General features: G+C 56.5%; 14 protein-coding genes. 5 read left to right on the top strand and 9 right to left on the bottom strand.

All coding sequences use genetic code 11. The features are described from left to right. Positions 1-25 precede the first annotated feature (25 nt). From NNL35_RS26605 to NNL35_RS26590, 4 genes are all read left to right on the top strand, one after another. Complete coding sequence (locus tag NNL35_RS26605; RefSeq protein WP_254553891.1) at positions 26-601, top strand: hypothetical protein; 576 nt, start codon at positions 26-28, stop codon at positions 599-601. 114 nt (positions 602-715) lie between these two features. Further along, the gene (locus tag NNL35_RS26600; RefSeq protein WP_254553890.1) at positions 716-1348 is read left to right on the top strand and encodes an SMI1/KNR4 family protein; all 633 of its coding nucleotides are present in this window, start codon (positions 716-718) and stop codon (positions 1346-1348) included. A 951-nt stretch (positions 1349-2299) separates the two neighbouring features. Then, positions 2300-3232 carry a DUF2167 domain-containing protein gene (locus NNL35_RS26595; RefSeq protein WP_244918937.1) on the top strand — a complete coding sequence of 311 codons (933 nt, stop codon included), beginning with the start codon at positions 2300-2302 and terminating at the stop codon, positions 3230-3232. 59 nt (positions 3233-3291) lie between these two features. Next, the gene (locus tag NNL35_RS26590; RefSeq protein ID WP_254553889.1) at positions 3292-3759 is read left to right on the top strand and encodes a hypothetical protein; all 468 of its coding nucleotides are present in this window, start codon (positions 3292-3294) and stop codon (positions 3757-3759) included. 103 nt (positions 3760-3862) lie between these two features. Here NNL35_RS26590 and NNL35_RS26585 read toward each other — a convergent pair whose 3' ends face one another. The 5 genes from NNL35_RS26585 to NNL35_RS26565 form a co-directional block, all read right to left on the bottom strand. Beyond that, positions 3863-5101: an aminopeptidase gene (locus NNL35_RS26585; protein ID WP_254553888.1), complete on the bottom strand. Its 1239-nt coding sequence runs from the start codon at positions 5099-5101 to the stop codon at positions 3863-3865. Positions 5102-5194: 93 nt separating this feature from the next. Beyond that, complete coding sequence (locus NNL35_RS26580; protein ID WP_254553887.1) at positions 5195-6322, bottom strand: DHHW family protein; 1128 nt, start codon at positions 6320-6322, stop codon at positions 5195-5197. Positions 6323-6364: 42 nt separating this feature from the next. Further along, positions 6365-7774: an MBOAT family O-acyltransferase gene (locus NNL35_RS26575; protein ID WP_254553886.1), complete on the bottom strand. Its 1410-nt coding sequence runs from the start codon at positions 7772-7774 to the stop codon at positions 6365-6367. 54 nt (positions 7775-7828) lie between these two features. Then, complete coding sequence (locus NNL35_RS26570) at positions 7829-8317, bottom strand: DUF4358 domain-containing protein (protein ID WP_254553885.1); 489 nt, start codon at positions 8315-8317, stop codon at positions 7829-7831. A gap of 108 nt (positions 8318-8425) precedes the next feature. Continuing rightward, entirely contained in the window at positions 8426-9250 is an 825-nt protein-coding gene (locus NNL35_RS26565) for a CPBP family intramembrane glutamic endopeptidase (protein ID WP_254553884.1), read from the bottom strand. Between the two features lie 137 nt (positions 9251-9387). Between NNL35_RS26565 and NNL35_RS26560 the strand changes: the two genes are divergently transcribed. Then, positions 9388-11292: a helix-turn-helix transcriptional regulator gene (locus NNL35_RS26560; RefSeq protein WP_254553883.1), complete on the top strand. Its 1905-nt coding sequence runs from the start codon at positions 9388-9390 to the stop codon at positions 11290-11292. A gap of 132 nt (positions 11293-11424) precedes the next feature. On the opposite strand, the gene NNL35_RS26555 is transcribed toward NNL35_RS26560, so the two are convergent. The 4 genes from NNL35_RS26555 to mnmL all read right to left on the bottom strand — a co-directional run bounded on the left by NNL35_RS26555 (position 11425) and on the right by mnmL (position 14447). After that, positions 11425-12393: a type I phosphomannose isomerase catalytic subunit gene (locus tag NNL35_RS26555; RefSeq protein WP_254553882.1), complete on the bottom strand. Its 969-nt coding sequence runs from the start codon at positions 12391-12393 to the stop codon at positions 11425-11427. Between the two features lie 23 nt (positions 12394-12416). Continuing rightward, positions 12417-12812: a VOC family protein gene (locus tag NNL35_RS26550; RefSeq protein ID WP_006677992.1), complete on the bottom strand. Its 396-nt coding sequence runs from the start codon at positions 12810-12812 to the stop codon at positions 12417-12419. A gap of 65 nt (positions 12813-12877) precedes the next feature. Continuing rightward, positions 12878-13483 carry a tRNA 5-(aminomethyl)-2-thiouridylate-methyltransferase MnmM gene (gene mnmM, locus NNL35_RS26545; RefSeq protein WP_254553881.1) on the bottom strand — a complete coding sequence of 202 codons (606 nt, stop codon included), beginning with the start codon at positions 13481-13483 and terminating at the stop codon, positions 12878-12880. A gap of 1 nt (position 13484) precedes the next feature. Then, entirely contained in the window at positions 13485-14447 is a 963-nt protein-coding gene (mnmL, locus tag NNL35_RS26540) for a tRNA modification radical SAM protein MnmL/YtqA (protein ID WP_006677990.1), read from the bottom strand. Positions 14448-14523 lie beyond the last annotated feature (76 nt).

Below are 14523 nucleotides of genomic sequence, written 5' to 3'. Positions count from 1 at the left end.
CTATTACACACAGAGGAGTTAACCGATGAAAAAAACTGTGCTGGCACTCATCTCCGTCATCTTGTTATTAACAGCATGCACGTCGCCTTCTTCTTCGGGGAAGGAGGGCAAGAAGGTAACGGTTCAGACGGTCCTGCAGGTGATGGAGGAGACCGCGCCCCCGCCGTTGACGAAGGAGACGCTGGAACACAGTTCCGCTATCCCGCTTTTTCTATGGCTGCGCGATGTGGAGACGTGGACGAACGGACTGCTTCGCTACTCGCAGCGCCTGATCCTGAATGAAGAGGACAAACAAGCTTTCCTGTCTGCGCTAGGCCGCTATTACAGCAAAGAGCAGGCCAATCGCTTGTTCGATTCGTATTTCCAAGCAGGCTCTGAAGGGAACTACTCCTTCAAAGAGCAGGAATCATTCGGCGTTCTGTCCTCGATTCATTTCGGCTTGAAGTCCAGCAAGACAGAGGCGGACGGGCGCTATCGGATTCATATCTCCGGACAGTATAGCGACAGCCTGGAAGAACTGATAGAGGTACAGGTTGAGGAAACGGTAACGATTTTGGCGGATAAGCTTCTTATCGATCAAGTGGAAGCCGTCCGTCCCTGACGAAGGAATGAACGGGCAGACCCAGTGCCATACGGCGCTGGGTTTGTTGTCTTTGGACACAGCTACTATAATAATAGACATAATCTAGCAGGTGAGGAAGGAGACATGTTTCTAATGAAGGAGGATATCGATTTTATCAGAAGGCAGTTGGACCTGCATCTCGCGCATGTGCATCCGGTGTTGTTCCAGTCGGTAGCCGAAGGGGTTCCCGCGGAGATGAGAGTCGGCGACATGGACGAGGATGGCTGGGTATGTTGGAAATGCATCCCCTCTTCCATTACTGAAGAGGAGATTGAGGAACTGGAGAACGAATTCTCCATCTCTTTTCCGCCATTGATGAGAGCTCTGTTCCGTACCTATCATTATGTTGATTTGCATTTTAAAAATGTTGAGGATGAGACGGGGCACAGGGGAGATTGCCAGTTCATTGAGCTGCCTCCGATGTCCTCCCAGGACAGGCTGACCCGCTATCGGGATATTATCCAGGCATGGGAACCGCTGCTCGCGGCCGGTTACCTTCCCTTTACGGAAGCAGAAGACAGTCAGGGGCCGGTCTGCTTCGACATGACCCGGAACGATGACAACGGGGATTATCCTGTCGTCTGGTTTCTGCATGACCATTTGCATGAATTGGGGGAGGAACAGAGCCGAATTCGGGAACGGGTGCAGCCTTGGGAGAGAGAACTGTTCAATTCCTTCCGGGAGATGATGGAGACGCTGTGCGGCCTGCAGCCGGTTAGGGAGTAAGGAAGCTTATCGCAAGCCGCTACATGCAGCCATAACAGAAGAGCATCGTTTTCGGCGAGAAACACCGTTGTATCGGACAGCGGTGTTTTTAACATGATGTATATACGTGGGGGGCGGCGTGCCGTCCGTTATTTATTGTGATGGGATCTGTATGCGAGACCCTTTTAGCAATATCCCCACAGTTGAGGAAAGAGCATATGTACTGCGTCCCTTATAACCAGTATCCCCACAGATCAGGAAAGAGCATATGTACTGCGTCCTTATAGCCAGTATCCCCACAGTTCAGGAAAGAGCATATGTACTGCATCCCTTATAGCCAGTATCCCCACAGTTCAGGGAAGAGCATATGTACTGCATCCCTTATAGCCAGTATCCCTACAGTTCAGGAAAGAGCATATGTACTGCGTCCTTACAGGCGCTATCCCCGCCGGTCAGGAATAAGCATATATGTCCTCCTTATAAGCATTTTCCCACTCACTCAGACATTAGGTGCAGCGCGTTAGCTTCATTTTTTTGATATGTTCCGTCCCTCGACGTCAGCAGGGGAAGGAAGCTTGAAAAATGCCAGCGGAAAGGAAATATTTGTTTGTTTTCGATAATAAGGACCGATTCTGACTCAAGGGGAGAGTGGTGCAAAGGGCAGACGAGGATAACTTGGCTCGGAGGGACAATGGAAGCCGCGAATGAAGAAGTACGAACCTGAGCCAACGGGATATTGACGTAAAGAAGGGAGGCATGTAACAGCCTGTCACTTTTCCGTCCCAGAATAGCTCCTTTTTTCACAAATGGTTCTAAAGGCTTGATTATATAGTCATGCTTTATGTGAAAACCGTGCTGCATCACCTGCGTCAATAGGAACAATTTGCGAACAGAGGATATTCAAGGTTTGTACAATCCTGTATAGTATGTATTTGGAAAAATACATAATACCATGTTCTGGAGGTAAACAACTTGAAACGATGGATTCATAAAGGCGCGGCAGCCCTGATTGCCCTTGTGCTGCTGCTCGGCGGAGCCATGCCCGCGGCAGCGGAGGAAGAAGTCCAATGGGTCGATGGCGAGGGACAGCAAGTTCAACTGGATAACGGAATCGCTTCATTTAAGCTGGAAGAGGGCTTGATGTTCCTGGACGGCAATAATACGAGGGCTTGGAAAAAGCAGATCCAGTCGGTGCCAAGCGAAGAAGAAATCGGCACAGTCATTCCTGATGACGAGGACTCGACCTGGATTGCGATTTTCGAATATACGGATTCCGGATATATCGAAGACAGCGAGAAAGACAACATTGACGCGGATGCCCTTCTTGACAGTTATAAGGAAGGAACGGCAGAGGATAATAAGGAAAAGGATCCGAGCATGCATCTGTTCGTCGATGACTGGGATGTCAAGCCAACCTATGATGCGGACAGCAACAGACTCGTCTGGTCACTGCTAGCGCATAATGCGCGGAATGAGAAAATTATTAACTACAATATGCGGGTATTGACGCGGAGCGGTTATATATCGATTATTCTCGTCTCCGATCCCGAGCATTTGCAGGCCGATCGGAAGGAACTGGAGCAGCGGGTGCTGTCTACTTTCCAGGTTACGGCAGGCAAGCGGTATGAAGACTACGACAAGTCGACGGACAAAAAAGCGGAGTACGGATTAACCGGACTTGTCCTGGGCGGTGCTGGTGTGGCCGTCGCCAAGAAGCTTGGTTTCCTTGCCCTGCTGAAGAAGTTCTGGATCGTCATTGTCGCGGCTATCGTCGGCGTATGGCGTCTCATCACCGGTAAGAAAAAGAAACAGGAAGAGCCGGCCGAGGCACAGAACGAGATGCAGAACGAGATTCAGAGCGAGTCGGTCCGGGACAACAATACACCGCCTCCGCCGGCAACGTGACCGAACCGGGAGTAAGCATAACAAGCATGGCCACTTAAATTGAAGAAGGAGCAATGTCCATGACCGCCATGATGAACTACCCGGCGCAAACCGACCTGGACAGCCATGAGCAAAGCGCAAAGCAATTATTCAACAAGGTATGGGAATGGATGGAGAAGACGGATCGTACGCCGGAGGAGACGGATATGATGATCCATGCGGCGCATGCATCGCGGTACCATTGGGGCGTCGTTGGACGCGAGCTCCAGTTCGCCCGCGGGGAGTGGCAGATCTCCCGCGTCTATGCTGTCGCGGGCATGGCGGAAGCGTCCATGTATCATGCCAGACGGTGCATGGATATTTGCCGCAAGTTCAGCTTGGGGGCGTTCGACACCGCTTATGCTTATGAAGCGCTGGCGCGAGCCGCCAGTCTGATGAACAAGGCCGAAGATGCGGCCGGATACAAAATGAGGGCGGAGGAGCTTGCCCGTCATGTGGACGACGAAGAGGGGCTGAAGCACCTTCTGGCCGATTTGCAGACGATCTAAGATGAAGAAAATACAGCGCCCCTGCGTACGGGCAGCCGGAGAACATCTCTTGGCCGCCCGGTGCAGGGGCGCTGTTCCGTGAATCCCTCGCTTCGCGGAGCGATTAGATGGCCCAGTTGCCGTTGCGGAACACCGGAACCACGGTGCCATCCTTCAGGATGCCGTCGATGTCCATCTCGCCGGAGCCGATCATGAAGTCAACATGCGTAATGCTGTTGTTGACGCCGTTCGCGTCCAGCTCTTCGCGGGACATTTTTTTGCCGCCTTCGATGTTGAAGGCATAGCCGCTGCCGATGGCCAGGTGGTTGGAGGCATTTTCGTCGAACAGCGTATTGTAGAACAAAATATTGGACTCCGAAATCGGCGAATGATGCGGCACAAGCGCCACCTCGCCCAAGTAATGCGAGCCTTCGTCCGTATCGACCAGATGCTGCAAAATCTCCTGGCCTTGCTCGGCTTCAACTTGGACGATGCGTCCGTTCTCGAACGTGAGCTTGAAGTTGTCGATCAGATTGCCGCCGTAGCTGAGCGGCTTCGTGCTGGACACATATCCGTTCACGCCTTCCTTCTGCGGCACGGTGAACACTTCCTCCGTCGGCATGTTCGCCATGAACGGGATCTCCTTCTCGTTCGTGCTGCCTGCGCCTACCCACAGATGCTTGTCCGGAAGCTCGATAGTCAGGTCGGTTCCCGGAGCGCGGTAATGCAGCTTGTGGAAATGATGGCCGTTCAAGATATCGACCTTTTTATGTAAGGTGGCATTATGCTCTTCCCAGGCTTGCACCGGATCGTCCGCATGGAGACGCACGGAAGCGAAAATCGCGTCCCACAGCTTCTCTACCGCTTCTTCGCGTCCCGCGTCCGGGAATACTTTGGCTGCCCAGTCTGCGCTGGCTGCGCCGACGACCGTCCAGCTGACCTTATCCGATTGCACCGCCTTGCGGTAATGGTCCAGCGCCTGGCCGGAAGCCTTCTGGAAGCTGCCGATGCGCTTCGGATCGATTCCTTTGAGCAGATCCGGGTTGGATGAGACGATAGCGATGAAGGCGGCGCGCTTGTCGACGAACGTATTCCGCTTCAAAGCCTCGTATTCCGGGTACTCCGTGAACATTTCGTCAGCGGCCTTTTCATACTTCAAGCGGGACAGTTCTTCGTCGATCCAATCGACATGAACGTTGGAAGCGCCGGCTTCATACGCTTCGCGCGCCACCAGGCGGGCCAGCGGAGCGACTTCGGTAGAAGCCGATACATACACTTCTTGTCCCGGCTGCACGTTAACACCGACCTTGACGATGAGGTTGGCATATTTTTTCAAATTCTGTTCGAATGTTGCTGAAGTCATCGGAATCCTCCTCAATATAAAAATGGACCTATGTTTCCAATATAACTCATTTCAGCGATGCAATCAAAAGCGGCGGGATGAGAAGTTTCCTGATTAATTGAGCCATTTGAAAATATCCTCTTCCGCAACCGTCTTCACGCCATACAGGAACAGAATGTGATCGAAGTTATGCCTGGACAAATAGTCGTCTACCGATTCATGGAAAAAACGCAGGTCAATCATATGGATGCTGGAATAGTGCTGAGCGAGCAGCGGAACGAACGCATTGGCATACGAATCTTTGAATATGGCAATGCTGCGGCCGGTCCCGGCCCCGGTCTCTATCGTCGTCCATGCGTGGTTGCCATTGAAGAATACCTGATAATGATCACGGACGGACAGCGCCTCCATATGATAGAAGGAATCCGAGCAAGCGGAGGCGTCGGAATAACAGACCGTATAGGGCGTCAGCGGCTGTTCCAGCAGCTCCAGCTTGTCAGGAGGCAGATGGCGGTTGTTCGCCTTCGTGTAATAGGTTCCGTAAAAGCTGCTGCTAATGACGCGGGATGCCATGCTCTCCAGCGGAATCGGCTCGAAGCCGGCCGCGCGGGCGAATTCCGCATAGCCCCAATAAGCGCCGCGCATCGTCCAATGATGGTCGGTGCGGAAGAAGACCGAATCGGACTTGTGCTGCTTCAGTGCTTCCAACACGGACACGGGCGTTACAGCGCTGCCCAGCGCATCATACGTGCCGCGAATGAATTCCGCAGTATCATAGCTGGTCGCCTCGGCGTATGCCGGAAGCTTGTCGGCGTATACGGCTTGCGAATAAGGGACGAGCAGCATATGCATCGGGGAGCCGGCATGCCGGGCGGCGAACCGGCGGATCTCGTTCACATTGGCTTCGTACTGTGCCCCTGGCGTCCGGAAGCGCTCGAATAAATAATCGTCTTTGCCGAAAAAGACGTGGCGATTCTCCGTCTTGCCGCTAACGCGCTCCAAATCCGACTTGAGGCCGACCCAAGCGTCGCGGGCAGCGAATTGATCTGCGAAATAATTCCCTAACTGCTCCGTATAGCGTCCATCCCAGAGCTTCGCGGCGGAGAAGGAAGGGAACTGCTGCAGCGTCCGGTTCTCGAACTCGGATAGCTTGCGGTCCGGCTGCGCGATGCTCCACAGACTGAGCAAGGCGATATAGGCGACAAAGCCGGCAGTAAGCCAGACGGCGCGTCTGTTGGTCATGTTCTCTCCTCCTTCCTGAAATGATCGGGGTATGCCGCGCCGTTAGAACCGGAAATAGAGAAAGGGGTTATACGTGCCGTCAATCAAATAAGCGGTACTGGCGAGCAGCATTCCCGCTAGCAGCGCGTAATCGGCAACCGAGACGGCGGCTTGCAGAGAGGTCCGGCGCTGCAGCAGGGCGGTCACCCGGGCGGCGAGAGGCGTCGCGCTGATGACAAGGATGACCAGCAGCAAGCCGTAATTCCGCAGATTGTACATATCCGTTCCGTTAAGGAGAGCGCTGTCTCCGAGTCCAAGCATCGTTCTCATATAGTTCGCGATCGAAGCAATGTCTTCGAGTCCGAACAGCACCCAGCCGAACAGGGCCGCCGCGATCAGGTAGGCATGCCGGAGTGGCCGCCATAACCGTTCCAGCCATGAGCCCAGGAACAGCTTCTCCAATCCGATCAGCAGGCCGAAATAGAGCCCCCACAACACAAAATTCCAGCTCGCGCCATGCCATAATCCGGTCAGGAACCAGACGACGAACAGATTCAATAGGAGCCTCGGCTTGCTGGTGCGGCTTCCGCCCAACGGGAAATAGACATAGTCACGGAACCAGGAGCCAAGCGTCATATGCCAGCGGCGCCAAAATTCCGAAGCGCTGGCGGAAATGTACGGATAGTTGAAGTTCTCCGGAAAGCGGAAGCCGAGCATGCTTCCCAGTCCGATGGCCATATCGGAATACCCGCTGAAGTCGAAATAAATCTGGAACGCGAAAGCGATGATTCCCATCCATGCGCCCGCCGTCGTCAGATCATCGATTCCGCTGCGGCTCATATCCCACAGCATGCCGATATTGTTGGCAAGCAGCACCTTTTTGCCCAGTCCGATAATAAAGCGCCTTACCCCGTATCCGAACTGCTCCAGTGTGATGCTTCGCTCCGTCAGTTGCTTCTCCACTTCGTCGTAGCGCACGATAGGCCCGGCGACAAGCTGAGGGAACATCGACACGAAGGCGGCAAAATCAATAAAGCTGCGCTGCGCCTTGCATCGGCCGCGGTATACGTCAATCGTGTAGGACATCGTCTGGAACGTATAGAAGGAGATCCCGATCGGAAGCGGCAGATCAAGGGGAGCGATCGACGTCCCGAATGCGCCGTTCAGCGATTGGATCAGGAAATCGGCATATTTGAAAAAGCAAAGCACGCCCACATTCACCGCGAGGGAGAAGATGAGCGTGAGGCGCTGCAGCCCCGTTCTGCCCCGGAACCGTTCGATCAGCAGTCCGTTCGCATAATCGGTGACAGCGGAGAACAGCAGCAGCACAATATATACCGGCTCGCCCCACGCATAGAAAAGAAGACTGATAAGCAAGAGCGCCGCGTTCTTCCCGCGCCGGGGAGACGCATAGTAGAGCAGCAGCGCCGCGGGGAGAAACGTAAACAGAAAGACGATCGAGCTAAATACCACTTGCCGTTCCTCCCCTCCAAGTCTGCCGACATGCGCATGCGCAAGGCAGGAACATTACTTGCCGTCCGGCTTCAGCGCTGCTGTGAATGCTTTCTCGATATCTTCCGCTTTTTCCGAAATGATCAACGCCAGATAAAGGCCTTCCTGTTTGATGATCCGGTTTTTGACAATCTCGTGTTGATCAGGAAGGTAGGTGCTCCATTGCTGTTCCTGTGCCGCGCCTTCCTCTTCCAGCGCTTTTTTCAGATCTTCGATATATTTCTCATCTGCCGCTTTGAGCACAATGATTTCGTCCGCTTTGACGTTGATCATCGCCTTCAGCATCCGCCCCTCGGCCAATTGGGCCGGATCGATATGAAGCTTTCCGGCCATATCCGCATCGGCCTTCAGATCAATCTCCTCGGCCATGGGAGGGAACTCCGCGCTTTCCTTTAATTTCGCCATAATATCGGCCACAGGCACTTGAACAGCCTCTTCTTTTTTCGTGGTGCATCCCGCGACAGCAATCGCAAGTACGATCATCACCGCCAGCCATTTTCTCATCTTGATCCCCTCTTTCTTCTAAGGTCGTATTGATGTTTCCTATATGCAAAATTGTAGACGGGCAAGGGAGAGAATAAGTTGCATCATCCAGAAATTGGAGCTCGCGGATCAATGGACGACGGATTGGGAGGCCATTCCGGTGCGTTCCGTTCCGGAGCGTGCCCATACGAACAGACTTATCATTCCATAACAGAGCGTAATCAGGATGCTATTATCCCCGCTAATGTAGTAGACAAGCGGCGAGCTGGCAACCGTCAGGCCGGACAGCACATTCCAGGACAGATTATGCGCCGTATGCAGCACAGAAGCCGGCCAGACGCTGTCCGTGCGCAGCCTCAAGCTGCCGATAACCGGAGCGAGGGTCATGCAGCTGAGCACAATCATGAGGGAAGCGAGCCAGAGCGCTTGCTCCGAATGATACAGGCCGGTCAGCCACATGATCGGCAGATGCCATAGGCCGTGGACGAAGCCGTTGATAAGATAGGCGCGACGCTCCCCGAATGCCCGGACTAGCGCTGGAAGCCAATATCCGCGCCAGCCCAATTCTTCGCCCAGCGAGGTTGTCAGAATATTTCCGAGGAACGTGACGAAGAGGATGAGCGGGGAATAGCTCCATGGATAACCGGCGAACTGGCCGGGGATACGGACGTCCGCGAGACCGGCCAGCCAGACGGTGCCATAGCTCAGGAGCATGATGGCGAGGGGGATCACCAGGGCCGGAAGCATTCCCGTCCAGCCGAAGCGGAACAGGCCAAGACTTGCCCAGCCTGGCTTGCGCCAGCCCTCTCCGGTAACGAGGAACATCATGAGAAGCGCGGCGATCGCCGGCGTCATCATATAGAGCAGTGTGTTCATCTGCGGCAGCAAGGCGAAGCAGATGCCGAGCAGCAGTACGATCGCGCCATAGGTAAGTGCTTTTATGGTGTCATTCATTCATGGAAACATGTGCATTCCTCCAAAGTTTTGCTTTTGTTCGCAGAGACAGCATATTACAATGGGGAATGCAGTCATAGTGAGGAATATCGTGTCTGTAACCATACGAATATATGATTGTGAAGAAGGAGCGCCTCATGGATAGACAACGATTGTCACTGCCTGATCGGATTGCGGCCGATCGTCCGTGGCAGTGGATAGACTGGTCATTATTTGGATTGTACTTGTTCTGGATAGCGACAAGTGCCGTCTACGTGGCTGCGTTCTCTGCAGTGGTCGAGGATCCGAAGTGGCCGGCGGTAACGCTGTTCCTCATCTCCAGCATCGTTCCGCTGCTATTCTGGCGGCCGTCGCATATCCGGGCGGAATGGTTTATTGCCTCGGAAATAATCGGCTTCGGAAGCATCAATCTGATGATGCATTTCTCCTCCGGAGAGTATCTCGATAATATGGTGCTGGCAACGCTGCTGGCGGGGTATCTGGCAACGACGCGGTCCGTTCGTTGGTCAGCTCCCATTCTGATTTTGTTCCCGCTTATCGGGCTGTTCAGCGGCAAGTTGTCCGTGCCCCAAGCCGTCGATCAGAGCGTGAATCATTTTGTGCTGTACGGGATTGGCATCGGATTCAATCTCCTTATCCATACGCAATCGCGATTGAAGCAGCTGCTTCATGACAATGAGCGGCAGTACCGCATCATTCGGCAGTATGCCGAGCAGGTGGAGCGTCTTACGCTGCAGGAGGAACGCACGCGGGTGGCGGCGGAGCTGCATGACGCGATCGGACATGCCCATGTCTCGCTGGTGATGGGGCTGGAGACGGTTCAGTCGGCTATTGTGCGCGATCCCGCGCAGGCGCAGCAGCGGTTGGGCTTGATGCTGGAGCATGCGAGAGACAGCTTCGGCTCTATCCGCAGCCATATTCACGGTATGGCGCCGGCAGACGGGGAGGAGCTGGCGGCGGCGCTGCGCCGGATGATGGAGCAGCTGCAGGAGAACACCGGAATAGCGGGCACGTTCGCGGTGGAAGGGGAACGGCTGCCCGTCCCTTCTTCCCATCAGCTGCTGCTGATCCGCTGCGCCCAGGAAGCGATGACGAATGCGGTCAAGCATGGTCAGGCGAGGCAGGTGGACTGCCTGCTTACCTATACGAAGGATGAGGTTGCGGTGTGTGTCCGGGATGACGGACGGGGCACGGAGCAACTGGAGCCGGGCTTCGGCTTATCCTCGATGCGCGAGCGGCTGCAGGCTTATGGCGGTTCATTGGACATTCATTCCGGGCGAGAGTCCGGCATCTCCATTCGCTGTGCGCTGCCGCTGCCGAATATGCCTCACGAGAAGAAAGAGCGCCCGCGCCCGGTTCGCATTCTTATCGCCGATGACGAGCAGCTGGTGAGAGAAAGTCTTCATTTCCTGTTCGCCCAGGAAGACGGCATCGAGGTGATGGGTACGGCAGCTCATGGAAAAGAGGTTCTCGCCATGCTGGAGCGGGAGCAGCCCGATGTGCTGCTGATGGATGTCCGCATGCCCGAGATGGACGGTCTTGCCTGCACGAGGGAGGCGAAGGCCTGCTTTCCGCAGGTGAAGGTGATTCTAATTACGACCGTGGACGAGGTCGACTTAGCCGTCGCCGCGATCGAAGCCGGCGCGGAAGGATATTTGCTCAAATCAATTCATCCCCGGGAGCTGCTGGCGAGCGTGCGCATGCTGTATCAAGGAGGAACCTTGGTCGATCAGGCGATGGCGCGCACGCTGATCGCCGAGATGAAGCAGCTGCGGCAGTCAGAGGAGGAGCGGGAAGCGCAGGATGTTCCGCTTCATGCCGATGCGGCCGAGGACCCGTTCGGATTGACCGAGCGGGAACGCGAGGTGCTGGACGGATTGGCGCAAGGCTTGAAGTACCGGGAAATTGCCGAGCGGTTGTATTTGTCGGAGGGGACCGTGCGCAATTACATCTCCACGCTGTATGCGAAGCTCGGCGTCCGCGATCGCCAGTCGGCCGCGAACGTCGGGCGCGAGGCCGGACTGCTGCGGGACGGGGGATAGCGGCATCACGATCACGAGTCTTAAACCATGAATATGACAAGAAGCCGGGGAATCCCCGGCTTCTTTGCTGTGCTGTGCCTATCTATTATCCGCTCCGCTCGCAAGGAGAAGAGCGCTCTGATTCCTATCGCATTAAGGGGCAACGGAGCGGAGCACCGTGCAGTCGCCTTCCAGCGTGTACGCGCCGAGGTTCGCCGGCAGAAGGAAGCATTCTCCGGCCGCCAGCGTCAGCTCTTGATCGGCCCAGCGCAGCGTGCCCGTGCCTTCGCATACGACGAGGATGACGAAGCTGTCCGCCGTCGTCGACAGGCTCCACGGCTGCTTCACGATGCCTTTTTCTACCCGGAAGTATGGCGATTCCGCCAGCGTCAGCCATTCATTCGGCTTCGCGTTGTCGGTCTTCATCCGGGTCGCGCCGGCGCCTTCATAGGCGATGACATTCAAGGAATCCTCGATGTGCAGCTCGCGCGGCTTGCCGTCCAGGCCCGGACGGTTATAGTCATACAGGCGGTATGTCGTGTCGGAGTTCTGCTGCACCTCGGCGACGACGACGCCGGCGCACAGCGCATGCACCGTGCCGGCCGGGATGTAGAAGGAATCGCCGGCTTGGACGGGAACCTCCTGCAGCGCCTCCATGATGCGGCCTTCCGCGATCGCCGCCGCCAGCGCCTCGCGATCGATTCCTTCCTTCAAGCCATAGATGATTTTGGCTCCTGGCTTGGCGTCGAGCACGTACCACATCTCGGTCTTGCCGAGCTCGCCTTCCGGCAGCCCTTCATAATCGTCAGTCGGATGCACCTGCACCGACAGATCATCATTGCAATCGAGCAGCTTGATGAGCAGCGGGAAGCGGCCGTTCTTCTCGGAGAAGCCCTTCGCGCCGAACCATTCCTTGCCGTATTGCTCCCGCACTTGATCGAGACCTTGGCCGGCCAGTTCGCCGTTGATGACCTTGGTCGTTCCGTTCGGATGGTCTCCGATCATCCAGCCTTCGCCGATATGCCCTTCCGGCAGATCCAGGCCGAATTGCGTCAGCGCGCGGCCGCCCCAGACGCGTTCCTTGAACTCAGGTTGAAACTTCAGTGGGTATGGTGTTGTCATGTTGTCTCTCACTCCCGTTATCTCTATTTGGTGGTCGTATGGAAAAATTCAAGCCACTCGCCGTCCGGCCCCTTGAAAAAGAAGTAGCGGCTGCCGTTCGGCAAAATGACGATTTCCTGATCGATAAGCTCGACGGAGCCGAGCGACAGAATGCGGGCGAATTCGGCATCGATATCGTCGACGGTGAAGGCGATATGATGAACGAGCCCTTCGGCAGGGAGCCTGTCGCTATAGCCTTCGATCAGTTCGATCTCGGATTCGTCCGCTCCCGGGAAGCCGAGAAAAGCGAGGCGAAGGACGCCGTTCGTATGTGTCAGCGTATGTTTTAGCTTCATGCCGATCACTTCTTCATAGAAGCGGATCGACGTCTCCAACTGCTTGACCATGATGCCGGTATGTTCGATCTTGCGGACAGCCATCTCGTTCATCTCCTTATCGGCGGTTCTGCGCGTCGCCGCGATCGGAACCGCTCGGTCTTCTATGTTTACTGCTCCGCGCTTCGGGAGCGTGCCTTCTCGACCGCAATGACGTAAGGCGCCTCCGGCCGCTGGAGCATGCGGTAGACGACCGCCTGGCCTCTGGCGGCGGGCAGCGCCTCCGCCCAGGCGCGGACGGCGTCCGCTTCGCGGTCGCCCCCGGCATGGCCCGGATACACGACGGCGGTCAGCACCCCGCCCGGACGCAGCAGCGTCAGGGCGTCCTCCAGCGCCGCCAGCGTCGTGGACGGCTCCGTCATGACGCGCTTGTCCGCGTCAACCGTCGGCAGATAGCCGAGGTTGAACATGACGGCTGCCGTCGTCCCGTGCCATGCCGGGGGCAGCGCGCGGGTCATCGCTGCATGGCTGTGCTGCAGCAGCTCGACCTGCGCGCCGCCGTCCGCGCCGAAGGCGTCCTCCAGGCGGCGGTGGGTCAGCTCGAGCGCCGCCGCCTGGATATCGAAGGCCGCGATCGCCCCGCGCGGCCCGACGAGCCGGGCGAGGAAGAGCGTGTCCACGCCGGTGCCCATCGTCGCGTCCACGGCGCGGTCGCCCGGCTGCACGCGCTCCTTCACGGCCTGCTGCGCGAAGCTGAGGACGGAGAGGAATCCCATATTAGCTCTCCCTCCACAGCTTGCCCTGCCACGTATCGCGGCGGCGCAGCTCGGCGTCGATCGCGTTCAGCACTTCCCACTTGCGCAGGCTCCACAGCGGCCCGATCAAGAGGTCGCGCGGGGCATCGCCCGTCACGCGGTGCACGATCATCTCGGGCGGCAGGATCTCCAGCGTGTCGACGATGAGCTTCACATATTCGTCCATCTCCAGGAAGCGGAGCAGGCCCGCTTCATATTGCTTCACCATCGGCGTCTTGCGCATGAGATGGAGCAGATGGAGCTTGATGCCCTGCACATCCATGCGGGCGACTGCTGCGGCCGTCTCCATCATCATCTCATGCGTCTCCTGCGGCAGTCCATATATAATATGGGTGCAGATGCGGATATTGTGCTTGCGCAGCTTAGCGACCGCCTCCTCATAGCAGGCGGTGTCATGTGCCCTGTTGATGAGGTTCGAGGTCGATTCGTGAATCGTCTGCAGGCCCATCTCCAGCCAGAGATACGTGCGCTCGTTCAGCTCGGCCAAATATTCGACGACATCGTCCGGCAAGCAGTCGGGACGGGTGGCGACGGACAGGCCGACGACCCCCGGCTGCTCCAGGATGACCTCGAAATAGTCGCGCAGCGTATCGACCGGCGCATACGTATTCGTGTAGGCCTGGAAGTAGCCGATATAGCTTGCATTCGGCCATTTCGCGTGCTGGCGGTCGCGAATCGTGTTGAACTGGGTCACGAGATCGTTGCGGCGGGAGCCCGCGAAATCGCCGGAGCCCCGCGAGCTGCAGAAGGTGCAGCCGCCGATGGCGATGCGTCCGTCCCGGTTCGGGCAGGTGAAGCCGGCATCCAGCATCACCTTGAATACTTTGCCCCCGAACTGGCGGCGCATCTCGGCGTTCCATGTATGGAACCGCTTGTCTCCCCAATCGAGGGGGACAGGCGGCCGTTCGAGCTTCGGATATTTCAATGATGACAAGCCCTTTCCTAATCTAAGTCGGCCAATGAGGGAAGCGGCAGCTTCCAGATGTCCGTGGCGCGGTTGC

Source organism: Paenibacillus dendritiformis (assembly GCF_945605565.1).
Taxonomy (GTDB): domain Bacteria; phylum Bacillota; class Bacilli; order Paenibacillales; family Paenibacillaceae; genus Paenibacillus_B; species Paenibacillus_B dendritiformis_A.
The sequence above is the reverse complement of the archived record's forward strand: the minus strand, read 5'-3'. Positions and strand labels throughout refer to the sequence as shown.